The following is a 26,704-nucleotide window of genomic DNA, read 5'->3' on the forward strand; positions in this document are numbered from 1 at the left end:
CTTCAGCCCCGCGGCACCCCCGTACTCGCCCGCTCCACCAACCGCGTCGACAGCTCCGTCCGCGTGCTCTCCGGACGGTCGCCGTCCATCATGCGGACCAGGAGACGGAGGGCCGTAGCGGCCATCTCCGAGAGGGGCTGCCGGATCGTGGTCAGGGCCGGAGTCACCCAGCGGGCCTCGGGCAGGTCGTCGAAGCCGACCACGCTGATGTCGTCCGGCACGCTCAACTCCCGTTCCGCCAGGGCCTCGTAGACGCCCAGCGCCATGCGGTCGGAGCAGACGAAGACCGCTGTCGGTGGCTCGGGCAGGTCCAGGAGTTCGCGCATCCGGGTGCGGGCCATGGCCTGGTCGAAGCCGCCGTGGCGGATGTAGTCCGGGCGCGCGGGCACCCCGGCGGAGGCGAGCGCCGAGCGGTAGCCGGCGACGCGGGCACTGCTGCACATCTTGTGCCGGTGACCGGCGATCACCGCGATGCGCTCGTGGCCCAGCGACAGCAGATGCTCGGTCGCCGTCACCCCGCCGTGCCAGTTGGCGGCGCCGACCGACACCACACCCGGCGGCGGCTCCTGCACCGGGTCGATCATCACGAACGGGATGCGGTGCTGGTCGAGCCACGCGTACTGCGACGGCGTCAACTCCGCCAGATTGAACAGGACTCCGGAGGATCCCCTGCCGACCAGCTTGTCCAGCCAGCCCCGTTCGGGCCGGTCGGCCCGTGTCCGGGTCAGCCCGGCCGACACCACCACTTCGAGCCCGGCCTCGTACGCCGCCTCCTCCACCCCGTGCAGCACCGCCCCCGACCAGGAACTCTCCAACGAGTGCACCACCAGGTCGACAAGCCCCGGCGCCTTGTTCGCGTCGAACCGGGGCCTGCGCACATAACCGAGCCGCTCCAGCGCCTCCGTCACCCGCCGCCTGGTCTCCGGCGCCACGTCCTCCCGGCCGTTGACCACCTTCGACGCAGTTGGCACGGACACTCCGGCCTCACGGGCCACGACCGCCAGCGTCGGCCCTGCCGCCATGCTTGCGCTCCCCGCACGGACCATCGGGAACCACCTCTCCAGCCCGCCCGAGGGCCATCGAAAGTTTCGACCAGCGCTGTTCCACGGCCCGACCACCAACCGATCAGAAAGCGCTTCCTACGATAGGTGCGCGTCAACACGGCGGGAAGACCAGGGAATTCACGTGATGGCGGCGACCCGATCTTTCGAAACCCCGAACAGCTCAGCGGGGCGGGGTGCACTCCAGGCGAAAGCCGCCGAAGTCGGCGGTGAACTCCGCCCCGACGAGATCCACGGCATGGATCCCGGCCATCGCTCCGGTGAAGCGCAGCCGTGAGCCGTGGTCGTCCGAGAGCCGGCTGAAGTCCAACACCGGCCCCACCGGCACGCGTTCGCCGTCACGGACGTACCAGAACCGCGCGTCGGCACCGTCGACCGTCGCCCCCAGCGTCACCGGCACCCCGAACTCGACCTCGACGACGGCCACTTCACGCGTGACGTCCTCGTCCCGCTCCACCAGCCTGAGCACCGTACGCCCGCCGTCCCCCCGCCACTGCTGTCCCCGCTGCCCCTCGCCCTCGGGCTCCGTCCAGGTCAGGTCCAGGCCGAGATACGCGTCGGCGCCGTACCGGAGCACCAGCCCCGCCGCCTGCGTGAACGTCAACGGCCTTGCCTCGACGGTGACTTCGACTTCCGCCCGATGCTCGGTGATCCGCTGGGCGAGCAGACTGTGCGCCCACCGCGACTCCGGCCCGTGCCGTCCGCGCAGCCGGATCCAGCCCGGGCGGGTGGCGGCATCGGCCCAGGACGGGTCCGGGCACCCGCGCGGACTGCTCCACGGCCACCCCAACGACCCGCTGTCCTCGGTGACTTGGTCGGGTCGGGCGACAGGCTGCGTCGATACGGCCACCTCCACCGCCGGGTGCCAACCCCCGCCGCTCAGCCTCGGCCAGCCGTCCGCGTCCCAGGTCACGGCCTGGATGGCCGTCTCCCGGCCCAGGGTGCACCGAGGTCCTGCGGGAGTCGCGACAGGTCGCGCCGCCAAGTGGCTCAACACCCACTCACCGCCCGGCAGTTCGACCAGCTCGCCGTGTCCCGCCTTCTGCAACGGCACCGACGGATCGTCCCGGGACGTCAGCAGGGGACGGTCGTCGACCTCGTACGGACCGGTGACCGTACGGCCGCGCGCCACCAGTACCCCGTGTTCGAACCCGGTGCCGCCCTCAGCGAGGAGCAGGTAGTACCAGTCGCCCCGCCGCACCAACTTCGGTCCCTCGACGAGCCGTTCGTGCTGGAGCAGCAGCTGGGTCGAACCGGCCGGGGCGAGCGTGTCGCGGTCCAGCTCGGTCGCGACGATCCCCGCGAAGCGCCGGCCGCCGGGGCGGTGGTCGTTCTGCAGGTTGAGCAGCCACATCCGGCCCTCGTCGTGGAACAGCGCCGGGTCGAAGCCGTGGCTCGCGACTCGCCGCGGGGCGGCCCACTTTCCGTCGATGTCCGCGGCCGTGGTGATGTAGGTGTCGGCGTCGAAGTACGGTGTGCCGACCGAGCGGACGATCGAGTACGTCATCCAGAAGCGTTCGCCGTCCCAGCTCAGCGAGGGCGCCCAGATGCCGCCCGAGTCGGGGACACCGGCGAGGGAGTCGCCGGGAACCGCGCCCCGGACGTGGCCCGCGTACTCCCAGTGCGCGAGATCCCGGGAGCGGTGGATCGGGATCGTCGGGAACCACTCGAAGGAGCTGGTCGCCACGTAGTACCAGTCGCCCACCCTCACCATGGAGGGGTCGGGGGCGAAGCCGCGGACAACAGGGTTGTGCAGCAAGGTCACTTGAGGGCTCCCAGGGTGACGCCCGTACGCCAGTACCGCCGCATCGCCACCATCATCACGGCCATCGGCACGATCGACAGCAGCGCGCCGGTCAGCACCAGGCTGGTGAGGTCGACGCCCGACTCCAGGCGTTTGCCGGACCAGTTGTAGAGGCCGATGTTGAGGGTCCAGTTCTCTTCGCCGCGCAGGACGGTGAGGGGGAGGAAGAAGGCGTTCCAGGTGTTCACGAACGCGAGCAGGAACACCGTGGCGCCGCCCGTCGTCATCATCCGCAGCACGATGCTGAAGAAGATGCGGAGTTCACCCGCGCCGTCGAGGCGGGCCGCTTCGAGGAGTTCGAAGGGGATCGTGGCCTCGGTGTACACCTTGGCGAGGTAGACGCTGAACGGGTTGATCAGGCAGGGGATCAGCATCGCCCAGGGGGTGTCGACCAGGCCGATCTTCGAGAACATCAGGTACAGCGGCAGGGTGAGCAGCGCGATCGGGATCAGGAACGAACCCACCACGCATGCGAACACCGCGCTGCGGCCCGGGAATTCGAAGCGGGCGAGGCCGTAGCCCGTGGCGAGGGCGATGAGGGTGCCGCCCAGGGAGCCGACGCCCGCGTAGAGGAACGAGTTGGCGGTCCAGCGCAGGAAGATGCCGTGCTCGTAGCTGAAGACCTGACGCAGGTTCTCCCACAGGTGCATGCCGGAGAACCACAGGCCGTTGCTCTGGTACAGGCCCGTCCGGTTCTTGGTCGCGGCGACGATCAGCCACCACACCGGGAACAGGCTGTAGGCGCTGGCCAGGACCAGGCCGACGAGCAGGAAGCGCTGGCCGCCGCGTGAACGGGCCGCCGGATCGGGCTTGTTGAGGCGGCGGACCTGATGAGCTGTCCGGCGGTCTTCGGTGAGGGTCATCAGTCGGCCTCCTTCGCGGTGAGGCGGTAGAAGAGGAAGGACGCGAGGCCGAGGATGAGGGCGAGGAGGACCGAAAGGGCCGCTGCGTAGTGGTAGTTGCCCGCGTTGAACGCCTGGTTGTAGATGATCATGATCGGGGTGAAGCTGTCGTTCACCGTCTGCGGGGTGACGTTCCGGAACAGCGCCGGCTCGTTGAAGATCTGCAGCATCTGGATGATCGAGAGCATCCCCGTCAGCACCAACGCCCCTCGTACGTAAGGGATTTTGATGCTCGTCGCGACCCGGAACTCGGAGGCGCCGTCGAGGCGCGCCGCCTCGAACAGGTCGCGGGGTACGCCCTGGAGCGCCGAGTAGATGATGACCATGTTGTAGCCGATGCCGTGCCAGGTCAGCAGGTTGCCGATGGACGGCCACACCATCGAGGGCGCGAAGAAGTTCCAGGACAGGCCGAACACCTTGCCCAGTGGGGTCAGCGGGCCGACGTCCGGGCTGTACAGGTTGATCCACACGATCGCGGCGACCACGCCGGGGATCATGTACGGCACAAGGAGCAGGATGCGGAAGCGGCCCGCGACCTTCGAGGACAGCGCGTCCAGGAACAGCGCCAGGAGCAGGCTGACGAGCAGCATGACCGGGATCTGCACGCACGCGAACAGCACCACGCGCAGCACCGAGTTCATGAACGCCGAGTCGGTCAGGCCCTGTTGGTAGTTGTCCAGGCCGGAGAACTTCTCCGTGGAGCCGCCGAGGCCGAGCCCGGACTGGTGCTCCACGAACAGCGACTCGTAGACGGCGTACCCGATCGGTATCAGGTAGAGGAACACGAAGCCGAGCTGGAAGGGCACCGTGAACGCGGCACCCTTCCAGCGCTGGGAGTGAATCATCGGCGCTGCCTCAGCCCTTGACGCTGATACCGCGGGACTTCAGGTCCTTGACCGTCCACTCCTGCATGTGCGCCAGCAGATCGGTGACCTTCTCCTGCTTGTTCATCACCTTCGCCCAGCCCGTCTGCAGCTCGGTGAACATGGCGGTCCAGTCCGGGCCGAACACCCAGTCCGAGGTGACGGTGTTCAGGCTGTCCGTGACGACCTTCTTCGCGGGCTCGTAGTTCGTGCCGAGCAGCTTGTCGGAGATCGCCTCGCCGACATATGCGTTGCTGTCGGCCAGCGCCGGCATCACACCGTTGCCGGTGGTCGGGCTCGCCATCGTCTTCACCGCACCCGTGTTCGTCGACATCCACAACGCGGCCTCGGCGGCCTGCTGTTGGTGCGCGCACTGCTTGGTCACCAGGGTGACGCCACCGCTCTGGTTGGTCCCGGCCGGCGTCTTGGCGGCCTCGCCCGCGAACGTCGGCCAGGGCGACAGCGCCCACTTCCCGTCGGACTTGGTGAAGTTCTGCACCATGCCCGCCATCTGCCAGGTGGAGATCTGCCGGGTCGCGGTGCCGCCGTTGTCGTAGTTGCGCTGTACGGCCGCGTAGTCGGCGAACGACAGCTTGGAGGCGAGGTCGTTGTCGACGATGTCCTGGATCACCTTGGCCGCCTTGAGGCTGCCCGCGTCCTGGAAGTCCACCTTCCAGGAGTTGCCGTCGATGGCGTACCAGTGCGCCCCGGCCTGCATGGAGAGCACCTCCAGGGTGCTCGGGTCCTCACCGGCGTAGTTGGTGATCTTGATGCCGTGCTTCTTCAGCACCTTGCCCGCGGCGATGAACTCGTCCCAGGTCGTGGGCGCCTTCAGGCCGTACTTCTGGAAGACGTCCGTGCGGTAGATCGTGAAGGCGGGGGCCGAACTGGTCGGCACGCCATAGGACTTGCCCTGCACCTGCGCACTGGCCCACGCGCCCGCGTTGAACTTGTCCTTGTCGGCGGAGACGTACTGCGAGATGTCGGCGAGCGCGCCCTGCGAGACCCAGGTGGTCACGTACTCCGCCGTGTTCTGCACCAGGCAGGGCGCGTTGCCGGCCTTGACCGCGTTGGTGAGCTGCTTCTGCATCGTCAACTGGTCGGTGACCTTGGTGTACTTGAGCTTGATGTCCTTGTGAGCGGCGTTGAACGCCTTCACTACGGCGTCCTGTCCGTTGGCCCAGCCCCAGAAGGGGAGGGTGACCGGGCCGGATGACTTGGAGTCTCCCGAGCCGGATCCGCCGCAGGCGGAGAGCAGACCTGTCAGTGCGAGGCCCGCGACGGCTGCCCGAGCGAACCTTCTCCGGGGGCTGGTGAAGTTCATCAGACCGTGTTCCTTCGGAAGAGAAGAGGTAGAAACCGGTTGCTTGGAAGGTAGACATCGCGGGCTGTACGGAGCAAGAGGTGTGCAGCGACTTGTTTCGACAGCCCAGGACAGACCCCGTCCAGCCTGGGACTTTGAAGAGAAACCGGTTACGTAACGCCCTGGTTCCGTGTGCTTTCCGTGTGCTGAACTAGTCCCGTCGGGCGGGCGGTCGTACCGAGTTCCGTACGACGACATGCGTGCCCAGCACCAGATGGTCGCCGTCGCTTCCCCGGCGCCGGCCCGTGCCGCCGCCCTCGCGCCGGTCCGCCACCGCGCGCAGCGCGACCCGGCCCATCTCCTCGTACGGGACGTGCACGGTGGTCAGCTGCGGAGTGAGCTGGGAGGCCAGCGGGATGTCGTCGTAGCCGACGATCGACACGTCATCGGGCACCCTGAGACCGCCCGCGCGCAGCGCCTGCATGGCGCCTGCGGCGACCACGTCGGTGCCCGCGAGGACCGCGGTGAAGTCCACCCCTCCCTTCAGGCTCTCCTCGACCGCCTCGTACCCGTGCTCGTAGTCGTACGGACCGTGCCGCACCATCCCCGGGTCGAACGGCACGCCGTACGCCTCGAAGGCCCGTTGCGCTCCCCTCAACCGGCCCTGTGCCGTGGTGAGTTCGGCGTGCCCCGGCAGCAGCAGGACCCGGCGGTGGCCGGCCGAGAGGAGGTGGCTGGCCATGGCGTAGGCGCCGCCCTCGTTGTCGTAGTCGACCGTCGTGGCCGGGACGTCGCCCTCCAACGGCGGGCGGCCGACAAGCACGAGGTGCGAGCCGGCCGCGTCGAGGGAGCGGGCGAAGCGGGCCATGCGCAGCTGGTACTCGTCGACGTCGTAGGCGCCGCCCAGCAACACCACGGCGGCGACGCCCTGTTGGCGCATCAGGTTGACCAGCGCGAGTTCGCGCTCCGGGTCGTCGCCGGTGGTGCCGACCAGGGAGAGCCAGCCGCGCAGTGTGGCCGCGCCCTCAACTCCCTTGGCCACATGGGCGAATGCCGCGCCGGTGATGTTGTTGATGAGGATCGCCACCGTCGGTGTGCCGCCGCCGGCCAGGGAACGGGCGTGCGCGTTGGTGACGTAGTCCAGGTCGCCGACCACCTTCATCACCCGGCGGCGCAGCTCCTCCGACACCGGATAGTTGCCGGACAGCACGCGCGAGACGCTCGCCACCGAGACCCCGGCGCGCTCCGCCACGTCCCGGATCGTGGCCCGGCCGACGTCGCCCGACGTCTTGCGCTGACTCACCGTGGCGACTCCTTCGCGGTATCGGCTTCCCCACCGGGCGCGCGAGGCCCTGCTCCCGCGCCGGTCCGGAAACCGTATCCCATCGTTGTTCCAGGCAGGCGGGCCTGTGGACGGCCCGGATCAGGCGACACGGGCCAGGTCCGCGTGCCGCACCTCGTGGGCGAGCGGCAGGCCCGCGGCCAACCGTTCCAGCTCGTCGACGACGATGTCGCCGAGCCGCGCCAGCTCGTTGCCGAGCGAGCCCGCGATGTGGGGCGTGAGGAAGACGTTCGGGAGCTGGTAGAGGGGGGACGCGGGGGGCAGCGGCTCGGGTTCGGTGACGTCCAGGATCGCGGTCAGCCGGCCGGACAGCAGCTCGTCGGTGAGGGCGTCGTGGTCGATCAGGGCGCCCCGGGAGGTGTTGATCAGCACCCCGCCGTCCCGGATGAGGGCGAGCCGTCCGCGGTCGAGCATGCGCTGTGTCTCGGGGATGTCCGGGGCGTGCAGGCTGACGATGTCGCTGTTGCTCAACAGGTGGTCCAGCGGCAGGAGTTCGGCACCGAGCACGGCGGCCTCGGTGACGCTGACGTAGGGGTCGTGCAGGAGGACCTCGAAGTCGTAGGGCCGCAGCAGTTCGAGGAGCCGGCGGCCCACGCGGGAGGCGCCGATGACGCCGATCCGGCGGCCGAGGTTGCCGATCGCGGCGGTCTCGGCGGGCGTCGGGTACGCGTGTGCGTGCCGGAAGCGCTCCCGCTGCGCGAAGGTGTCCTTCCCGGCGAGCAGGATCATCGCGAGGGTGTACTCGGCGACCGGCAGCGCGTTGCCGGTGACCGCGCTGGATACGGATACCCCGCGTTCCCACAGGGCCTCGCCGACCAGTGAGCGGACCGAGCCCGCCGCGTGCAGCACGGCCCGCACCCGGGGTGCCGCCGCCAGGGCGCCCGCGTCGAGGTGCGGACAGCCCCAGCCGGTGATCAGGACCTCGGCCCCGGCCAGGGCCCCGGCGGCCTCGGGGGCGGCGAAGTCCCGTACGACGAGCCCGGGGTCGATCTCGGCCGTCTGCCGGAGCCGTGCCATCAGGGGTGGGGGGAAGAGCAGGGGCAGGTGCACCGGATCCATGGCGAACACGGCCCTCGGCGGCTGGGCGCTGGGCATGACCCTCCAGTAGTGCGGCTTGGGATGCTGCTTCGGAAACGTTTTCTGAAAGCGTCTTCTACCGTAGATCTGTCGGGGAGCGGGGGTCAATCGGTCGGAGAACACGCAGTCCCGCACCGCCCGTCCGGATAACCCGTCCAGCCGCGTTCGTCCGCCGGAATAGCCGGGCACGATGTGATGCTCTGATGAGCATGGTTCACGAGCGCGGTGAGGAGCTGGTGGGCAGATGACGGCAGAGCGGATGAACCCCGTGGTCGGCACCCCCTACGGGGCGGTACGCGGCCGGTACGAGCACGGGATCGCGGTCTTCCGGGGCATCCCCTACGCGGCGCCCCCCTTCGGTCCGCGCAGATTCCGCCCGCCCGTCCCGCCCGAGCCCTGGACCGGGGTGCGCGACGCGCTCGCCTTCGGCCCGACCCCGCCGAAACCGCCGTACTCCGACGCCTTCGCCAAACTGCTCTCCGACCCCGTCGTGCCCGGCGACGACTGCCTCAACCTCAACGTGTGGACCCCGGAACCCGGCCCGGGCGCCCGGCTGCCGGTCATGGTCTGGCTGCACGGCGGCGCGCTCACCCGGGGCTCCTCGGCCGTCCCCGTCTACGACGGTCACGCCTTCGCCCGCGACGGAGTCGTGTTCGTCTCGGTCAACTACCGCCTGGGCGTGGAGGGTTACGGCCTCTTCCCGGACGCCCCCGCCAACCCCGGCCTGCGCGACCAGCTCGCCGCGCTGCGCTGGGTGCACGAGTCGATCGCCGCGTTCGGCGGCGACCCCGACCGGATCACCCTCTTCGGCCAGTCCGCCGGCGCGATCAGTATCGGCGCCCTGCTCGCCGCCCCGCAGGCCCAGGGACTCGTCCGCCGGGCCGTCCTGCAGAGCGGCCCCCCGGAGGCCTTCGACCGGGACAAGGTACGGCGGATGGTGCGCCGGATGGCGACCCGGCTGAAGGTCCCCGCCACCGCCGAGGCCTTCGCCGCCGTCGACCGCGAACTGCTGCTGCGCACCCAGGCCGACGTGGGCAGACTCAGCAGCCCGGTGCTCGGCGGGCCCAGCTTCGGGATCGTCATCGACGGCGAACTGGTGCCCCGCGACCCGCTGGAGGCGCTCGTCGACGGTCAAGTGGCCCGGGACGTCGACCTGTTGCTGGGCTGGACCCGCGACGAGTACCGGCTGTGGCTCGTCCCCGGCGGTCTGCACGAGCGCGTCGACCGGCTCGGTGCGGTCGCCCTGGCCGGTGCGATGGCCCGCTGCCACTGCGGCGTCGAGGTCCCGCGCGGCTACCGCGCCCTGCACCCCGGAGCCGGCACCGCCGAGACCGTCGGCCAGCTCGTCACCGACCATCTGCTCCGCTACCCGCTGCACCGCCTGGCCGATGCCCGCCCCGGGAACTCCTACCTCTACGAGTTCGCCTGGCCCTCCAACCTCCCCGACCTCGGCTCCTGCCACGCCCTCGAACTCGGCTTCGTCTTCGACACGGGCGACATCCCCGAGGCCGCCAAACTCGCGGGCGAGGGTGCGCCACAGGAACTCGCCGACACCATGCACACGGCCTGGGTGCGGTTCGCCGCGGACGGCGACCCGGGCTGGCGGGCCTGGGACGACTCCCACCCCGTACGGATCTTCGGCGAGGGCACGTCCTACGTCGCGAACGGCCCGCGCGACGCCGAGTTCGCCCTGTGGACGGCCGACGCGGCGACGCGCGAGCCGGCGGTCCCGGTCGTGGGCACGCCCGCGCGAGGTGCCGTCGAACTGCGGTCGGTCGTACGGCGGTTGCGGCGGACCGGGGAGGTGCCGAAGTCGTCGTGAGCGGGCGGTTACGGGACGGAAACCGGTTGCCCAACGCCAGTTACCGACGACCGCCGTGCTGACGTAGGCGAATTGGCCGACGCACGCCCCTCCTCCCGACCGTCGCTCGCTGCTACCCTCCGCGCAGGGAACCGGTTGCCGGACGTGTTCCCACAGGCGGGGGAGGGGCGAGGCGGCGCATGACCAGGAAGAGCCAGGACGCGAACGGGAGCACCATCCGGGACGTGGCGGCCCGCGCCGGGGTGTCCGCCTCGACGGTGTCGCGGGTGCTCGGCGGCGAGTACCCCGTGAGCACGGCGACCCGCACGCGCGTGCTGCGGGCCGTCCGCGAACTGGACTACGTCGCCGACGCCCGCGCCAAGGCCGTGGCGGGCGTCGGGACCCCGACCCTCGCCTTCGTCCTGGAGGACATCACGGGACCGTCGTTCGCCCTGATGGCACACGGCGTGGAGCGCGAGGCGACGCGGCTCGGCCATCTCTGCCTGGTGTGCAGCACGGAGGGCGACGTCCAGCGCGAACTGGACTTCATCGAGACCATGCGCGCCCAGCGCACCGCCGCCGTGATCCTCGTCGGCGGCACCGCCGACACCCCCGAGTACCGCACCCGAACCCGCCGTATCGCCGACTCCCTCGCGGCGGCCGGCTCGCGGCTCGTGCTGTGCGGACGCCCGCCGCTCGGCCCGGACGCACCGGTCACGGTCATCGAGTACGACAACGAGGGCGGCGCCTACGCCCTGGTCGCGCACGTCCTGGCCCAGGGCCACCAGCGCGTGCTGTTCCTCGGCGGCAAGCCCGACCACGCGACCGCACAGGGCCGCGAACGCGGTTACCTCGCCGCCCACCGCGCCCGCGGCCTCGAACCCGACCCGGAACTCCTGCTCCACGGCGACTTCACCCGTGACTCGGGCCACCGCCTGATGCGCCAGGCACTGAGCCGGAGACTGGAGTTCACCGCCGTGGTCGCCGCCACCGACATGGTCGCGGCGGGCGCACTCACCGCCCTGCACGAGGCGGGCCTGAACGTCCCCGGCGATGTCTCACTGGCCGGCTACGACGACATCCCTTTCGCCCGCGACCTGTACCCCGCCCTGACGACGGTCCACGTTCCCTACGAGGAGCTGGGCCGTCTCGCGGTACGCACCGCGCTGGGGCGCACGCCGGAGTCCCCGGACGAGCACCTGCTGCTGGGCACGCATGTGGTCGTACGGAACTCGATCAGGACGGTGTGAGCGTCCGCCGGATGTCCGCGATCGCCTCGGGCCCCACCCGGCAGCAGCCGCCGATCAGCCGCGCGCCGGCCGCCCGCCAGCCCTCGACCTGCTCGGCGGTGAAGGTGGAACGGCCCGTCCACGCACGGGCGTTGGCGTCCCAGGTCTCGCCGCTGTTCGGGTAGACGACGACCGGCTTCCCGGTGACACGGCTCGCGATCTCGACCGCGCCGTCGACGTCCTCGGGGGCACTGCAGTTGACGCCGACCGCGATGATCTCGTCCGCGTCGGCGGCCAGTGCGAACGCCTCCTCCAGCGGCTGCCCCGCACGGGTGCGGTCCCCGGCGATCGAGTACGACAGCCAGGCGGGCGTCCGCAGCCCGCGCACCGCCCGCAGCAGCGCCTCGGCCTCGACGGCGTCCGGGATCGTCTCGAAGGCCAGCACGTCCGGCCCGACGAAGTCCAGCACCTCCAGGCGGGGCCGGTGGAAGGCCTCCAGCTCGGCCACGCTCAGCCCGTACCGGCCCCGGTACTCGGAGCCGTCCGCGAGCATCGCGCCGTACGGTCCGACCGAGGCCGCCACGTACAGGGGCCGCCCGATAGCCCGCCGCCCGGCCTCCACCGCCGCGTCGACGCCCAACTCCACGCTCTCGGCCATGAGTTCGGCCGCCCGGTCGTGCTTGATGCCGCGTTTCGCGAAGCCCTCGAAGGTGGCCTGGTAGCTGGCGGTGATCGCCACGTCGGCGCCCGCCTCGAAGTACGCGAGATGCGCCTCGGCGATTGCCTCGGGACGGTCCGCGAGCAGCCGCGCCGACCACAGCTCGTCGCTCAGATCGTGCCCGGCCGCCCCGAGCTGGTTGGACAGCCCGCCGTCGAGAACGAGCGTTCCGGCGGCCAGGGCGTCGGCGAGGAGGGGAGTGGTGTCGCTGGTCATGTCTCGACGCTAGCCGATACGGCCGTGGGCGCAGCCTGTGTCCAGCTGGTGAACGGATTGCCCGGTATGTGATACGCCCTGTTCCGTCGTATGACGATCTGGTGGTCGTGCCCCCGACCTGCGAAGCTTGCATGTACACGTCTTGAGGAGGCTCTGTGATCTATGCGGAAGGGATGGCCCGGTTCTCGCTGGCGCCCGCCGCCCGTGAGCTGCTGCGCCTGGCGGCCGACGGTCAGGAACACTCCACGACAGTCACCCACGGAGGGGACGACTTCACCCTGTACGGCCACCTCAGGGCGCGCCGGACGGCACCCGGCCAGGGCGAGGTGGCCGTGGCGTGCTGGATCGTCAGCATCGACCTGGCCCGCTTCTTCGGCAGCACCCCTCCGGCCGAGAACGAGACACGACTGCCCCCGGAGGGGACGGCCACACCGGAGGGTGCCTTCACCATCGAGGCGGCCCGCCACCTGGCCGCCTCCCTGAACGCCCTCGACGGTCCCCGCTCGCCGACCAACGGCGACGGCCATCGCACGATGACCGTTCCCGTCGACGTCCCGGAATGACGGGGAACCGTCGGGCCGCGGCCGTCAGGTCTATGCCGCGTGCCTCCCGCCCCCGCCTCCGCGCCGGCTCCCGCCCCGCGTGCGCTTGGTCGCCGGGACCAGCAGGGCGCCCAGGAGACCGAGTCCGAGGGCGTAGGGCCACCAGCCGAAGCCGGCGCCGCGGGCGGTGTTCTCGGTGCGGGCCTCGGTGATCGTCGTCCCGGACGACGACCTGGGGTGGGCGGTGGGGGAGGAGGAGCTGCTTGTGGTGACGGCGGTCAGGACGACGTCGTTGCCGTCACCGCCCCGGTAGCTGATCCGGTACGTCGTGTCGGCGAGCCTGAGCCTGCTGCCCTCGCGAAGTCCCTTGAAAGCGCCGGTCGTTGGGGCGGTACCTGTGTGATCGAGGATCGTCACGGTCCGCGCGGGGTGCGTACCGGCGGCCGAGAGGTCCAGGTCGCCGGCCAGGCCGACCTTGCCCGCGACCTTCAACGGTTTGTCGCGCAGAACCAGTTCGCCCTTCGTGCTCTGCGTGTAGTTCCCGGTCACGGTCAACCCGGTCGTCACCACGCTGTGGTTCGTCACCGAACCCTTCACCGTGCCCACGCCGGTCAGGTCGGTCGCCACACGCAGGCCGGCCGTCCCCACGTCCAGCCGCGCGCCCACCGAGGTGAGCCGGATCGACTTGCTGCGCACGAGAGTTGCCCCCGACCGGAGCGCCAGCGTGCCCTTCGAGACCGTCGTCGTCCCCGTGTACGTCACCGCCGTACCGGTGAGTGTCGTCGTCGCGGCGCCGGACTGGACCAGGGACCCCTTGCCGGAGAGGTACGACAGTTTCACGGGGAGCGACACGTTCCGCGCGACAAGGGTCCCGTCGTCGACGATCCGCCGCCCCTCCGTGCCGGTCAGCAGCCCGCCGTCGCCGCCCCGCTTCCCGGACCCCAGCCGCAGCACCGCCCCCTTCTCCACGGTCGTAGACCCGTCGTAGTACTGCGGCGCCGCGAAGGTCACGTCGTTGCCGCGTGTCCCCGCGACGACGATGTCCCCTGCGCCGGGCGCGGCCAGGGTGTCGTGGTACTTGCCGCCGCCGATCGGTGCGCCGAGGGTGACCGGACCGTCGTAGTCGAAGGTCAGCCGGGACCGGACTCCGCTCGCCGCGTGGAGGTTGATGTAGACGGTGTCCTTGGTGCCCGGCATGAAGATCTGGTGGGTGGTGCCGTCGCCCCACTGGACGTTCGCGCCCTCGATGTTGGTGCCGCGCTTGTTCAACTGGTGGGCGATCGCACGCCAGTTGAGGTCGGGGTCGCTGAGCGACGGATTGGTGTCGCCGCCCTGGTCGCTGTAGCTGTACTGGCCCGTGAGGACGACCTTGCTGCCCGGCCGGGAGTGCACGTTGACGTCGCTGCCGTACTCGCGCTGGTAGAAGTTCTGGCGCAGGGTGATCGTCTGGTACAGCGGGGTGTCGATGATCCAGGAGCCCTGGTTGAGGATCGCGCGGGTGTTGGGGAGCGCCACCGGGTACTCGGGGCGGCCGACCGCCATGCCGGTGCCGTTGTCGATCACCCCTGAGAAAGGGTGAGTTCCGGCGAGGTCGAGGGTGCCCCACATGTTGCGGGGCTGCGAGACCAGGCCCGAGCCGCTGATGGTGCCGATGTTGAAGGTGCGGGTCAGGGAGAGGCGGAGGGTGCCGTCGACCCGGACGTTGAGCTGGTTCAGCTGGTAGCCGGGGGTGCCGTAGGGGAAGTGGCCGATCAGGCCGGTGCCACCGCCCGCGCCGTACTGGAGAGTTGTGCCGCGCTCGACCGTGATCGCGGGCGGGTCCGGGTTGCTGACCGTGGTATACGGGTGGTTGCCGCCCTGGGTGGTCACCTTCTGCCGTTGCCGGTCCGCCGGGAGCGTGAAGTCGCTGTCCCTGGTGAGGATCAGCGTCCCCCCGCCGCGCACGGTCAGCGTCCCCTGGCCGCGGAACACCCCGCCGTACGTCGTCGTCCCGGCCGGCACGGTGACCACTGTGTCACCGGTGAGCGTGACATCGCGGCCCGCGAGCACGTCGGCGGTGGCGTCACGGGCGCCGGCGGCCGAGGCCGGGGGAGTGCCGACCAGGAGAGCGACGGTCGCGAGGGCGCCTACGGCGGCTGCTGTCTTGTGGGTATGGCTGCGCACGTCACTGGAGACGTGCGTCGGCCGCGGCGATAACAGAAATCTCGCGTCCATCTTTGTCACGCGCGAACCGTTGACCTTCCCGTAACACACCCTTACCTTTTCGGCGTTCGTAATGACAGATGCCGTACGAAATCTCGAACCCCCCTCCGAGAGGCGTCAGATGAGACGTGTGTACGCAATCCTGGTCGCCCTGTGCTGCGTGCTCGCCGCCGCACTGGTGACCGCAGGACCGGCCCAGGCGGCGGCTCAGACCATCACCAACGGCACGCAGTTCACGGACACTTCGGGCAACGCCCTGCACGCGCACGGCGGCGGGGTGATCAAGGTCGGCAGCTACTACTACTGGTTCGGCGAGGACCGCAACGCCGACAACACCTTCAAGTACGTGGACGCCTACCGCTCCACCGACCTGAAGAACTGGGAGTTCCGCAACCACGTCCTGACCCAGTCCAGCGCCTCCGAGCTCGGCACCGCCTACATCGAGCGGCCGAAGGTCATCTACAACGCGTCCACCGGCCAGTTCGTGATGTGGATGCACAAGGAGAACGGCGTCGACTACAGCGAGGCCAAGGCCGCCGTCGCCGTCTCCTCGACCGTGGACGGCAGTTACACCTACCAGGGCAGCTTCCAGCCGCTCGGCGACAACATGTCCCGGGACATCACGACGTTCGTCGACACCGACGGCACCGCCTACATGGTCTCCGCGGCCAACGAGAACTACGACCTGCACATCTACAGGCTCACCGCCGACTACACCGCCATCGACAGCCTCGTCGCCAACCCGTGGGTCGGCGGACACCGCGAGGCACCGGCCCTGTTCAAGCGCAACGGCGTCTACTTCATGCTGACTTCGGCCGCCACCGGCTGGAGCGCCAACCAGCAGCAGTACGCCACCGCGACCAGCATCACCGGCCCCTGGACGGCCTTCACGAACGTCGGCGACTCCACGGCATACAACTCGCAGACGGCGTACGTCCTCCCGATCACGGGGACTTCGGGCACCTCCTACCTCTACATGGGCGACCGCTGGGGCAACTCCTTCGGCGGCACCGTCGACGACTCCCGTTACGTCTGGCTGCCGTTGACCTTCCCGACCACCACCTCGATGTCCATGGCGTCCTGGTACCCGGAGGTGTCGATCGACACGGCCGTCGGCACCATCACCGGGACGAGCGCCACGTACAACACGCTCATCGCCCGCAACAGCGCCAAGTGCGCGGACGTTCCGAACCAGTCCCTGTGGCAGGGCGTCGCGATCAGCCAGTACACCTGCAACAGCGGTACCAACCAGAAGTGGTGGTTCAAGGACCTGGGCACCGGCTACTACGAACTCATGGGCCGGGGCAGCTCGTTGTGCCTCCAGGAGAACTCGACCAACGTCACCCAGGAGAACTGCACCGGCGCCACCGCCCAGCAGTGGAGCCTGACCACGTCCGGCAGCTACGTCCTCGTCAAGGCCAGGACGAGCGGCGAGTGCCTGGACGTGAACGGCGCGTCCACCGCCAACTCCGCCGCGATCATCACCTACACGTGCAGCGGGGCGACCAACCAGCAGTGGACGCGCGGGAGTTGAGGCCCGCGTTACCGGACCGGATTCCAGCCGTCCGTGCCCGCCAGATACTTCTGGGCCGTGTAGTTCGCGGCCTGGGAGTCGGCGAGTTGCGGGCGGTTGGAGTTCACGGTGGAGCCCGCGCCGGTGTTCCTGTACTCGAAGAAGCGGGCGTTCTTCCACGAGTAGCCACTCATGTCCGTCCAGGGCCCGGCGACCTTCACGGCGGCGGGCAACGAGGTCTCCCGGACGACCAGTTGGCCCACCGCGTCCGCCGTCGGATGCCAAGGGCGGCCAAGGTAGTACGTGTTGGCCGCCGCCGGGCTGGTCACCGAGCTGCCGGTGACGAGGATGCCGTACGCCTTGGCGGAGCTGGTGTTGGGCGCCGACAGGAAGCCGTTGAGACCGCCCGCCGCGGCGCCCGAGTTGCGCAACTGGATGTTGACCCGGTCGTAGACGGCGGTGGCGTTGCCGAAGACGAAGTCCACGTCACCGGTGATGAACGACGAGTAGAAGTACTGCCGGTACTGGCCGGTCGACGAGGGCGACCAGTTGAGGACGGTGTCCTGGCGGCTGATGAACCGGTCGTTGGTGAAGGTCTGCCGGTCGCCCTGCGCGGTGATCGCGACGGCCTGGGTGTCCGTGATGTCGGGGTGGGCCGCCTTGTCGAAGGTGTTCTGGACGCTGATCCCGGTGACGGTGAGGCCGCTCGCCGAGAACGTCGCGACCGAACTGCCCAGCGTGCCGTACTTGTTGCCACCGGAGTCGGTGTAACCGGCGGCCCGGTCATAGGTGATGACGACGTCCTCGGCGTTGCCGGTGGCGCCCTGGATGGTCAACCCCGTCTTTCCGGAAGGGACGTTGACGATCTCGGCGTACGTGCCCTTCGCCACGGAGATCGTGTCGCCGGCGGCTGCCGCGTTCACGGCGGCCTGCACGGTCGTGAAGCGGCCCGAACCGTCCTTGGCGACGGTGATGACGGTGGCGGCCCGTGCCTGGGACGCCGGCGACACGGCGACCAGCCCGAGGGCGGCGGCGGTACCGGTCACCACGGCGACGGCTCGACGCCGGGCGGGGAAGCGGCGGTGCGTGTTCGGCTCTGTCATGCCTGCAAGTCGCCGTCCCCCGCCCGGAAGTTGCCGCCCCTAGGCCAGCAGATCGATCGCGTCGACCGACGTACCGGCACTCAGGAACGACGTGGTCCCCGACCCGCTCGCCACATAGATCTTCAGCGTGTTGTACGCGCTCGCGTCCGTCAGCCAGGCGGACGCGGGCACGCTGTACGTGAACGTGTGGTTGTTGCCCCGGTACGACCCCACGGTCAGCGACCGCGTGCTCGGCTGGGTGGGCGGCGACGGGACGGCCGAGGTCCAGGTGTCGTTGACGACGACCTGCGGCCGGCCGTTCGCGTAGGCCGTCGTCACCCCGATGCGCAGGGTGTGCGCGGCGGCGAGCTGAGCGGCCGTCAGCTTGAAGTACACGATCAGGCCGCTGTTGACGTCCTTCCAGAGGTAGCAGGGGAACGCCGAGGTCTCCGTCCCGCTGCCGATGACGACATTGCCGGTCCAGGACGCGGCCCGTACGTCCGAGGGATGCGCGTACGTCATCAGGTCCGCGTTCTTGAACCCGCCTGGTGTGCCGTCCCAGTTGCCGATCCGCCAGATCGCGCTCGCGTTGGACGGGTCGTTCGAGGACGGGATCGCGATGCTGTTCAGCGTCGTCGTACCGCCCGCCGTGACCGCCACCGACCCGGTGTAGACGGCGAGTTCACCCTTGAAGACCGTCAGCGTGTACGTCCCCGGCAGCACTCCCGTGATCGAGAAGTAGCCGTCCGAGGCCCGCGCCGAACCCCAGTACTGGGCCGCCGAGTTGGCGAGCCCGACCGTGTACGCGTACGCCGTGTCCCGCCCGGTGATGCCCACGCCCGCCACCCGGCCCCGGCCGCCGGAGGCCACGTACCCGGAGATGCCGAGCGAATCCGCCCACGAGGTCGTGAGGTTGGCGTGGTGCAGCGCCGAGGAGGGCGCGGCGCCGTCCGTGAGTGCGATGACGTACGGGCCCTGGAGACCGAACCGCTGGCCCTCCGTCTGGTTCTCGCCGTAGTACAGGATCTCGTACAACCCGCCGCCGTCCGCGCTCTGGTGGCGCAGCAGGGAGCGGTAGAACGGGCCGCCGGACGCCTTCTCGTGGTTGCTGCGCACGACCCACAGGCCGACGCTGCCGGTGGTCCAGCCGACGTAGTCGTAGTCGATGACCCGGTTCTTCGAGTAGTGCTTGGAGCGGGTCTGGCCGTCGGACTTCTCGAAGACGTCGGCGGACTCGATGGTGGTCGGCGCGTAAGTGTAGGAATCCGGCTGGTCGTTGAGGAACAGGCCGGCCTTCACGCGCACGATGTAGCGCGTCGCGCTGACCGAGGTGTCGGCCTTGTTGGTCCACAGGTAGACGTTGTTCTCACCGCTGCGGGCCGCGTAGTAGTGCTTCAGCGTGCCGTGCGTGACGGAGATCAGGATCGTCGTACCGGACTGGGTGATCGTCACCGTGGACGCGCCGAGGCCGGACTCGACATGCGAGTTCATGCCGCCGTAGCCCTGGTACTCGGTGCCCTTGTAGGCCAGCGAGGTCAGATCGCCGTTCGTCTTGCTGACCTTGAAGACGAGACTCGCGCCGGTGTCGACGACGTAGTTCGAGCCGTCGTCGGTGTAGCCGAAACTCGCGGCCGAGGCGGTCTCGGCGAGCGGCCCGGCGAGCGCCGCCGTACCGGCCACGGCCGCCGTGCCGAGGACGAAGGTGCGGCGACGGACCGGTCTGTTCACAGAACCGGACATGGGGGTGCCTCCTTCGGGAGGTGGGGGTGCGGGTGCTTTGGAGGGTGACAGTTGAATCGATTTCGCGAAAGGGCTTTCACAGCGTGGGGGTTGGTGATGATGCGAAATCTGACGCGGGTCTAGAAAGCGCTTGTCCGGAGCGGTACGGTCCACCGCCAGGCCATGTCGTCGGACGGAGGAGCCACGGATGAGACGTTTCAACATCGCCCTGCTGGCCGCGGTGACACTGAGCACCGCCCTGTCGGCCGCACCCGCACAGGCCCACGACCGAAGGCCCCCGCTCGGCATCGACAACTGCACCGCCACCGCCTGCCACTTCGACGTCCCGCCCGGCACCTACGACGTCACGGTCCGCCTCGGCGGCGAGTCGGCCGCGAGCACGGCGATCACCGGCGAGACCCGCCGCTCCCTGCTCCCCGAGACGGCCACCGAGGCGGGCCGGACAGTCACCCGCAGCTTCACCGTGAACGTCCGCACCCCCGAGGGCGAACCCACCGGCCCCGACGGCGCCCCCGGCCTCGACCTCACCCTCGGCGGCACCGCCCCCGCACTCGCCGACATCAGGGTCACCCCCACCCGCCGTGCCCACCAGATCATCCTGATCGGCGACTCCACGGTCTGCGACCAGCCGGGCGACCCGTATTCCGGCTGGGGCCAACAGCTCCCGCAGTTCCTGCGCAAGGGCGTCTCCGTCGCCAACTACGCCGATTCCGGGGAGAGTACGGTCACCTACCTGGAGAATCCCCTGCTCTGGGGGACGGTTGAGCCGCTGATCCACCCCGGTGACCTGGTCCTCGTCCAGCTCGCCCACAACGACAAGACGACCGACGAGGCCACCTACAGGGCGAACTTGGAAACCCTTGTAACGGGTATACGGGACATGGGCGGTCGTCCGGTTCTGGTGACACCGATCGTCCGACGCTGGTTCAATGCCGACGGCACACTGAACAACAACACAGCACTGCTGGTGAACGGACTCGGCGTGGACCTGCCGGGCGTCATCCGCTCGGTCGCCGCCGCCGAGGGGGTAACACTGATCGATCTCACGGCGCAGACCAAGGCGCTGGTGGAATCGCTGGGAGTGGAAGGCTCCAAGGCGATCTATCTCTACAACGAGAAGAAGGACAACACGCACACCTCCGCGCACGGTGCCACGGTGTACGCGGGCCTGGTCCGCGACGCACTCGTCGCCCGGCATCTGCTGCCGGAGGACCGGGTACGGGTGGGTTGAGACCCGAAAGACCCCTGGGGCGTTCCGACCGGAACCGGGGCGCCCCAGGCTTCACCCGCCGCACCCGTCGCCCGTGAGAGTGAGCCGATGCAACTGCCCGCCGACGACCGCGAGTCGAGCCCCCGCACCGGCTACACCCGGGCCCACTGGGAGACGGCCGCCGACGCCCTCCTCGCCGCCGTGGAGCCCTACGCCACCGAGGACCGCGCGCTCTACCACCTCCCCGGCACCCACACCAGCTGGTCCGGCAGGCTCTCCGACGGCCTGGAGGGCTACGCCCGCACCCTCCTGCTGGCCGCCTTCCGCCGCGACGAAACGGCACTGGAACGCTACGCCGACGGGCTCGCCGCAGGAGTCGCGGGCGTCTGGCCCCGCATCGAGGACCGCAGTCAGCCCCTGGTCGAGGCGGCTTCGGTCGCCCTCGCCCTGCGCCTCACCCGCCCCCTCCTCTGGGACCGTCTCGACGAGCCCGTACGACAGCGCGCTGCGGCCTGGCTCGCCGACGCCCTCACCGCCGAACCCTGGCCCTGCAACTGGGAGTTGTTCCCCGTCACGGTCGGCGGCTTCCTTCAGGAGACCGGCCACGAACCCGACGCCTCCCGCAAGGCGATCGACCACGGCCTGGAACGCATCGAGCAGTGGTACGTCGGCGACGGCTGGTACACCGACGGCGACGGCCGCAAGTTCGACTACTACAACGGCTGGGCGATGCACCTCTACCCGGTCCTGCACGCCTGGCTCGCCGGCGACACCCGACTCCTCGACCTCTACGGCGCCCGCCTGGAGCGCCATCTCGCCGACTACGCCCGCCTGTTCGGCGGCGACGGCGCGCCGATGCACCAGGGTCGCTCCCTCACCTACCGCTTCGCGACGACGGCTCCGCTGTGGCTGGGCGCGCTCACGGGTCGTACGCCACTGTCGCCGGGGGAGACACGACGGCTGGCCTCCGGGGCGCTCCGCCATTTCCTCGACCGGGGCGCGGTGGACGACCGGGGACTGTTGAGTCTGGGCTGGCACGGCCCCAATGAGGCTGTCCTGCAAGGCTATTCGGGCCCCGCGTCCCCGTACTGGGCCAGCAAGGGTTTCCTCGGCCTGCTGCTCCCACCCGACCACGAGGTGTGGACGGCGGTCGAGGAACCGGCCCCGGCGGAGCGAACCGACGCGGTCACCGCCATCGCCCCCGCCAACTGGCTGCTCCAGTCGACCGGTTCGGACGGCCTGGTCCGCCTCCACAACCACGGCAGCGAGGACGTCCGCTACGACCCGTACTACACACGCCTCGCCTACTCCACCGCCACGACGCCGTCGACGTCGTACGACAACAGCGTGTTCGTCGGCGGCGATCCGAGCCGTACGGACATCGTGCCGTTGGGGGTGGGGGAGGGGTGGGTGGCCTCCCGGCACACTGCGGCTGCCGGGGCCCGGGTGACCAGCGTGGTGATGGCCGAGGGTGCGGTGGAGGTGCGGGCGCATCTGGTGGTGGGCGCGGCTGCCGGGACGCCGGTGCGGGTCACGGGGTGGTCGGCGGAGGACGGGCAGTGCGCCGAACTCCTCTCCCTGCACGGCCTGTTGGACGATGAGGGTGTCGTCGGTGACGGGCCCACCCTGTTCGTCGCCCTGGTCCGGCTCACCGCGGAGCCGGACCCCCGTCCCCTCGCGGAACTGGTGTCCGTGGAGGTCGACGGGGATCACGGCGTGTCCGTTCACTGGGCCGGCGGCAGGCGCATGAACTACCGGTTCACGGAGTCAGCCGGGCTGTCCGGAGGCTCGTGGCGGTCGGCGACGCCCCGTTGAGCGGGCTCGCGTAGGTCGGGGTGACCGGCGCGTACGCCCAGGTCAGAGTCCCGTTCTTCAGGACCGCTATGTCACCGCTGATCCGGGCGCTCACCACCTTGTCCGCGCTCCGGAACCTGCCGTTCCAGTCGATGAGCCGCAGGTGGGTGCCCGTGAAGGTGCCGGTGCAGGTGCCGGCCGCGCACTTGGCGCCCTTCAGGGACTCCCAGGAGACCAGGAGGCGGTCCTTGCCGTAGGGCGCGATGTGCACGTTGACGTTCTCGGTGCCGGCCGCGCTGGTGAGGTAAATCGCCTTGCCGGGACCGGAGTTGCGGTTGGCCATGAAGGCGACGGCGACCTGGTGGGTGCTCGTCTTCGGGGTCACCGTCCAGCCGCGTCCGCTGGAGTCGGCGGAGTTCTTCTTGGCCGAGGCGGCACCGCGGGAGGCGAAGGCGGTGGCGTACCGTCCGCTCGCCGACTTCACCAGATCGCCCGTGCGGCCGGGGAAGGTACCACCGCAGTACCCCGCCCAGCACTGCTCGCGCTGCACGACCGGCGCCACGTCCGGGGCGCCGATCCCGGTGGAGACGAACAGGCCCGAGCGCCAGTCGTCGAAGCACAGGGAGGTGAAGGCGCCGGTGGTCTCCGCGTGCAGCGCGATGCCCTCGTTGTGGCTGCAGCCCCAGCTCCAACCACCGCTCAGCTTGGCCCCCTTGGCACTGATGTACGCCAGCTTGTCGCCGAAGTGGCCGTCCGCGAAACCGCCCGCGCCGTGGACCACGAAGTACGCGCCGTACTTGCTGCCGTTCCAGGTGAGTTGGCCGTCGAGACCGGGAGAGGTGTCGTTGGAGGCGGTGCCGGTGAGCTTGGTGCGGAAGGTCTGCTTGCCGTTCGTGTAGCGGATGATCGCGGCGGCCGTCTCCTTCCACTTGTTGGTGTCGGCCACGCGGGTGAGCAGCGCGAAGCCGTCGTTGTGCGCGACCAGACCGCCGACCTCCTTGGCGCCCTTGACGACCGTGTCGGCGCCCGAGCGCACTCCGGCGGCGTTCAGCGGGGTCACGTGAACGCCGTCCGCGGCGGGCCAGGCCACGCGCAGGGTGCCGTTGGGGGCCACGGCCGTGGATGTCCGGGTCCACTGGCGGGTGTTGTTGTAACCGGCCGTCAGATAGGGGAACTTGGCGGCGAGCGCCACCGTGGTGCTGGTCGGGGTGAGCGTGCCGGTCGCGGCGGTGGCGGCGGCCGGGGTCTTCGCGACCGCCTTCGGGGTGGTCTTCGCGGGGGAGGCGGCCGTGGTCGCCGTAGCGGCGGTGGACGCGGAGCCGTCCGCGCTGGCGCCGATGGACGGGGACGCGGATGTGGTCGTCCCGGCCGCGGTCGAGGTGCCGCTGTCGCTGTCGCCGCCGTTCGTCGCGGCGGTCGCGTACCACGCGCCGCCCAGCAGGGCCGCGACGGCGAGCGAGCCCGCGAGCGGCTTGCGGGCGATGCGGCGGCGGTCGCGGCGACGGTGCGAAGTGGTGCGTCTTGCGTTGGTCATGCCCCCAAGTCGCCGCTCGCGCGACGGAGGTTGCCGCGCTGCCGGACGGAATCTTCCGGAGCCGACCGGAGGTGAGACCGGAGCCGTCCGGAGGTGAGACCGGAGCCGTTCGGAGGTGAGACCGGCTTCGTCCGGAGGTGAGACCGGCTCCACAGCCAGGGCGGGCCGATCCTGGTACGTTGGATGCTTTCCTGGGTATCAGACCCTTTGGACTCATCTCCGGCGAGGGACCGAGGAACCATGACCATGGACCCCGGCGACAAGCGGCTGGCGGCTGCCGTCGTGATGGACGACGACGGGCGCGTGCTTCTGGTGCGCCGCAGCGCGACCGAGAGGTTCCTGCCCCGGGTGTGGGGCGTTCCCTGCGGGAAGCTGGAGCCGGACGAGCACCCCGAGGACGGTGCGCTGCGCGAGCTCAAGGAAGAGACCGGGCTCCTCGGCGAGATCGTCCGCAAGATCGGCGAGTCGTCCTTCGTCAGCGAGTACCAGGGCCGCGAGACCAAGAACTGGCAGGACAACTTCCTGATCAGGCCGCTGACGCTGCAGATCACCCTCCCCGAGCCCGACCAGGCGTACCGCTGGCTCCGGCCGTCCGAGCTGGCCGCCTCCGGCCTCGACATCGACGCGTACAACCTGGACGTCGTACGACAGGCCCTCACGGACTTCTGACAACTCCGCCAGGTCCTCACGAACTTCTGAGCGACTCCGCCAGAGCGTTCAACGCGCCCAGATAGTCCTTCACATCGAGCGGCACCTTCGCCACCGCGCCCGGATGCGGGCCCGCGGCCGTGAACACATCGGTGTGGCGCCGCCGTTCGGCCCCCGTCTCCAGGAACAGCGTCACGGTCGGTACGTCCGTGTCGCACCACGCCCGGTGCAGAGTGTTCGCCGGGAGGGCGTAGGCGCTGCCCGCCGCGTACTGCCCCACATGCGTCAGCCGCAACCGCGCCGGTCCCGCGGGCCGCAGCGTCCAGTCGGCACTGCGCCCGGCGAGGGACTCCTCGTACCGGTCCGCCGCGATCCCCCCGTCGCCGCGCGCCTCGTACAGCTCCATCGCGAGCCGGCCCCGGACCACGTAGGAGGCAAGCGGGGAGCGGTGGTTGTGGATGTCCTCCGTGCCGATCGCCGTCGCGTTGGGATGCCAGAGGTGCGCGCGCAGCATGTGCCGGGGGCCGCCGTCGATCAGCAACAGCTTGTCGAAACCCAGGACATGACGGTACGACAGCCCGGCGCAGTGCTCGGGATCGCCCTCCCCGGAGGCGAGTTCGGCCACCAGCTCCAACAGCCGCTCGGGAGAGCCCAGTTCGGCGATGACGGCACGGGCCGCGGTCACCGTCTCCTGGTCGGACAGGTCGCCGTCCAGCGCCTCGGTCAGCAGCCGTCGCGCCGCCAGGATCTGCCGACCACCCATGCACTCACTCCCCAACTCGCCCTCACACCGGCCTCGTTCGAGTATCCGGCTGATACATCCATACGGCATGTGCGCGCAGCGCCGAAAGCCCCTGATAGGTCATCCAGATCGGCTGGCGCAGTTCCTCCGTCGTCGTGAACATGGATCCGTCCCGGCTCCAGGACCAGATCCCGTCGGTCTGCGCCGCCCACACCGCGCCCGCCGCCCCGTTCAGCCGCTCCTGCCAGGCCTCCTCCAGGCCGTCCTGCCGGGCGATCTCCAGGGCACCCCGGGTGAGCAGGGCGCGCAGGATCCAGGACGCGGTGAAGTGCCGTACGTTCAGGACCTCGTGGTGCGAGGAGTCGTCCGGGTGGCGGCGGCGCACCTCCTCCCGCAGGTTCGCGAGATCGGCGCAGGCGTCGTGCGCGGTCGCCGGGCAGGCCAGCAGCCAGCGCACCTCGTCCTCGCGCGCCGCACGCTCCACCGGCCCCTCGCCAAGGACCCGGGCCGCCCGGTCCAGGGCGACCACGGCCTGCGCGGTGTGCACGGCGGAGGGCTGGGTGGGCTGCCGGACGACGGGTCGGTCCGGGTGCGCGGGCCACGGCAGCGCCGACAGCCGGTGGCTCCAGCAGCGGCGGTGCTGGCGCTGCGGGTCGGAGAGCGCGCCGTCGACCAGGGCGTCCCGCAGCACGGGAAGCGTCGGCGCGTCCGGTGCCGCGCGCAGCAGCCCCCGCATCACGGTGGTGACGACGTGGGTCAACGCCCGCCCCGTACTGTCGAGTTCGGGCGTGAATCCGGCCTCGCAGCGCGCCACCTCGTCCGCCAGCCGCTCCCGCGAGGCTCCCGCCCGGGCCAGTGCGCCCAGCACCATCGCGGTGACCTCAGGGCGGGCCACCGCGCCCTGCGAACGGGCCGACCAGCCGCCGCCCTGCAGCCGTAGCCGCCACAGTGTGTCGATGAGATCGCCGGTGTGCAGCCGTCCGTCCGGCACGCCCAGGTCCAGCACGATGTGCAGGCCGTACGCCGTGGCCAGCGAGGTCGGCCGGGCCGGGCCGTCCAGCTCCTGGAGGGAGTGCGGCCACCCGATGAGACGGCCGCGCACCGGGTCGTCGACCTCGGAGACCTGGGCGACGAGGGCGTCGTAGGCGGAACCGAACACCTCCGGCAGCGGGCCGGGGACGGCCGGTGCCGGGGGAGCGGGGGCGGTGAGCGGTGACGGTCCGGTCGTGCGGGCGCGGAGCAGGGCCGCCGCGAGCCAGGTCATGCCGGCCGTGGCGAGGCCGCTCAGCCCGGAGATCAGATACTTCGCCGGTGCTCCGTCGATCGAGTCGGGCAGCACCTCGAACAGGAACTGGAACACCGCGTATCCGGCGGCCACACA

At 70.2% G+C, this 26,704-nt stretch carries 21 protein-coding genes; 7 read left to right on the top strand and 14 right to left on the bottom strand.

Features of this window, described 5'->3' with window-relative positions; all coding sequences use genetic code 11:
- Positions 1–2 precede the first annotated feature (2 nt).
- From OC490_RS03840 to OC490_RS03870, 7 genes are all read right to left on the bottom strand, one after another.
- Entirely contained in the window at positions 3–1,046 is a 1,044-nt protein-coding gene (locus OC490_RS03840) for a LacI family DNA-binding transcriptional regulator (RefSeq protein ID WP_262056347.1), read from the bottom strand.
- 178 nt (positions 1,047–1,224) lie between these two features.
- Positions 1,225–2,826 carry a family 43 glycosylhydrolase gene (locus tag OC490_RS03845; protein ID WP_262056348.1) on the bottom strand — a complete coding sequence of 534 codons (1,602 nt, stop codon included), beginning with the start codon at positions 2,824–2,826 and terminating at the stop codon, positions 1,225–1,227.
- Positions 2,823–3,728: a carbohydrate ABC transporter permease gene (locus tag OC490_RS03850; RefSeq protein WP_262056349.1), complete on the bottom strand. Its 906-nt coding sequence runs from the start codon at positions 3,726–3,728 to the stop codon at positions 2,823–2,825. The genes OC490_RS03845 and OC490_RS03850 overlap by 4 nt, the downstream gene beginning before the upstream one ends.
- Positions 3,728–4,612, bottom strand: a complete 885-nt coding sequence (locus OC490_RS03855; protein WP_262056350.1) for a carbohydrate ABC transporter permease — start codon at positions 4,610–4,612, stop codon at positions 3,728–3,730. The genes OC490_RS03850 and OC490_RS03855 overlap by 1 nt, the downstream gene beginning before the upstream one ends.
- 10 nt (positions 4,613–4,622) lie before the next feature.
- Positions 4,623–5,954, bottom strand: coding sequence for an ABC transporter substrate-binding protein (locus tag OC490_RS03860; protein ID WP_262056351.1), 1,332 nt, complete (start codon positions 5,952–5,954; stop codon positions 4,623–4,625).
- Positions 5,955–6,144: 190 nt separating this feature from the next.
- Positions 6,145–7,236, bottom strand: a complete 1,092-nt coding sequence (locus OC490_RS03865) for a LacI family DNA-binding transcriptional regulator (protein WP_262056352.1) — start codon at positions 7,234–7,236, stop codon at positions 6,145–6,147.
- Between the two features lie 120 nt (positions 7,237–7,356).
- On the bottom strand, positions 7,357–8,370 hold the full coding sequence (locus OC490_RS03870) for a hydroxyacid dehydrogenase (RefSeq protein WP_262056353.1): 1,014 nt from the start codon (positions 8,368–8,370) through the stop codon (positions 7,357–7,359).
- Positions 8,371–8,596: 226 nt separating this feature from the next.
- Here OC490_RS03870 and OC490_RS03875 point away from each other — a divergent pair, with 226 nt between their 5' ends.
- A complete protein-coding gene (locus tag OC490_RS03875; RefSeq protein ID WP_262056354.1) occupies positions 8,597–10,174 on the top strand; it encodes a carboxylesterase/lipase family protein in 1,578 nt (525 codons plus the stop codon).
- A gap of 179 nt (positions 10,175–10,353) precedes the next feature.
- Positions 10,354–11,403 carry a LacI family DNA-binding transcriptional regulator gene (locus OC490_RS03880; RefSeq protein WP_262056355.1) on the top strand — a complete coding sequence of 350 codons (1,050 nt, stop codon included), beginning with the start codon at positions 10,354–10,356 and terminating at the stop codon, positions 11,401–11,403.
- Here the strand turns inward: OC490_RS03880 and mmuM are convergent.
- The gene (gene mmuM / locus OC490_RS03885) at positions 11,390–12,316 is read right to left on the bottom strand and encodes a homocysteine S-methyltransferase (RefSeq protein ID WP_262056356.1); all 927 of its coding nucleotides are present in this window, start codon (positions 12,314–12,316) and stop codon (positions 11,390–11,392) included. The genes OC490_RS03880 and mmuM overlap by 14 nt on opposite strands.
- A 155-nt stretch (positions 12,317–12,471) precedes the next feature.
- On the opposite strand from mmuM, the gene OC490_RS03890 reads away from it, so the two are divergent.
- Positions 12,472–12,879: a hypothetical protein gene (locus OC490_RS03890; RefSeq protein ID WP_262056357.1), complete on the top strand. Its 408-nt coding sequence runs from the start codon at positions 12,472–12,474 to the stop codon at positions 12,877–12,879.
- Between the two features lie 30 nt (positions 12,880–12,909).
- Here OC490_RS03890 and OC490_RS03895 read toward each other — a convergent pair whose 3' ends face one another.
- Entirely contained in the window at positions 12,910–15,021 is a 2,112-nt protein-coding gene (locus OC490_RS03895; RefSeq protein ID WP_262056358.1) for an autotransporter, read from the bottom strand.
- Positions 15,022–15,181: 160 nt separating this feature from the next.
- On the opposite strand from OC490_RS03895, the gene OC490_RS03900 reads away from it, so the two are divergent.
- Complete coding sequence (locus tag OC490_RS03900) at positions 15,182–16,594, top strand: RICIN domain-containing protein (protein ID WP_262056359.1); 1,413 nt, start codon at positions 15,182–15,184, stop codon at positions 16,592–16,594.
- Between the two features lie 8 nt (positions 16,595–16,602).
- Here the strand turns inward: OC490_RS03900 and OC490_RS03905 are convergent, their stop codons facing one another.
- Together OC490_RS03905 and OC490_RS03910 are read right to left on the bottom strand one after the other, a co-directional pair.
- Positions 16,603–17,676: a pectinesterase family protein gene (locus tag OC490_RS03905; protein WP_262056360.1), complete on the bottom strand. Its 1,074-nt coding sequence runs from the start codon at positions 17,674–17,676 to the stop codon at positions 16,603–16,605.
- Positions 17,677–17,715: 39 nt separating this feature from the next.
- A complete protein-coding gene (locus OC490_RS03910) occupies positions 17,716–19,395 on the bottom strand; it encodes a rhamnogalacturonan lyase B N-terminal domain-containing protein (RefSeq protein WP_262056361.1) in 1,680 nt (559 codons plus the stop codon).
- A 187-nt stretch (positions 19,396–19,582) separates the two neighbouring features.
- On the opposite strand from OC490_RS03910, the gene OC490_RS03915 reads away from it, so the two are divergent.
- Both OC490_RS03915 and OC490_RS03920 read left to right on the top strand, forming a co-directional pair.
- The gene (locus tag OC490_RS03915; RefSeq protein ID WP_262056362.1) at positions 19,583–20,626 is read left to right on the top strand and encodes a rhamnogalacturonan acetylesterase; all 1,044 of its coding nucleotides are present in this window, start codon (positions 19,583–19,585) and stop codon (positions 20,624–20,626) included.
- An 87-nt stretch (positions 20,627–20,713) separates the two neighbouring features.
- A complete protein-coding gene (locus tag OC490_RS03920; protein ID WP_262056363.1) occupies positions 20,714–22,420 on the top strand; it encodes a DUF2264 domain-containing protein in 1,707 nt (568 codons plus the stop codon).
- Here the strand turns inward: OC490_RS03920 and OC490_RS03925 are convergent.
- On the bottom strand, positions 22,365–23,933 hold the full coding sequence (locus OC490_RS03925; RefSeq protein ID WP_262056364.1) for a hypothetical protein: 1,569 nt from the start codon (positions 23,931–23,933) through the stop codon (positions 22,365–22,367). The genes OC490_RS03920 and OC490_RS03925 overlap by 56 nt on opposite strands.
- 246 nt (positions 23,934–24,179) lie before the next feature.
- Here OC490_RS03925 and OC490_RS03930 point away from each other — a divergent pair, with 246 nt between their 5' ends.
- Positions 24,180–24,602, top strand: coding sequence for an NUDIX hydrolase (locus OC490_RS03930; protein WP_262056767.1), 423 nt, complete (start codon positions 24,180–24,182; stop codon positions 24,600–24,602).
- Between the two features lie 16 nt (positions 24,603–24,618).
- Here OC490_RS03930 and OC490_RS03935 read toward each other — a convergent pair whose 3' ends face one another.
- The gene (locus OC490_RS03935) at positions 24,619–25,344 is read right to left on the bottom strand and encodes a hypothetical protein (protein ID WP_262056365.1); all 726 of its coding nucleotides are present in this window, start codon (positions 25,342–25,344) and stop codon (positions 24,619–24,621) included.
- Between the two features lie 22 nt (positions 25,345–25,366).
- On the bottom strand, positions 25,367–26,701 hold the full coding sequence (locus tag OC490_RS03940; RefSeq protein ID WP_262056366.1) for a hypothetical protein: 1,335 nt from the start codon (positions 26,699–26,701) through the stop codon (positions 25,367–25,369).
- Positions 26,702–26,704: the final 3 nt, after the last annotated feature.

It is taken from the genome of Streptomyces sp. STR69 (assembly GCF_024519455.1).
Classification (GTDB): Bacteria; Actinomycetota; Actinomycetes; order Streptomycetales; family Streptomycetaceae; genus Streptomyces.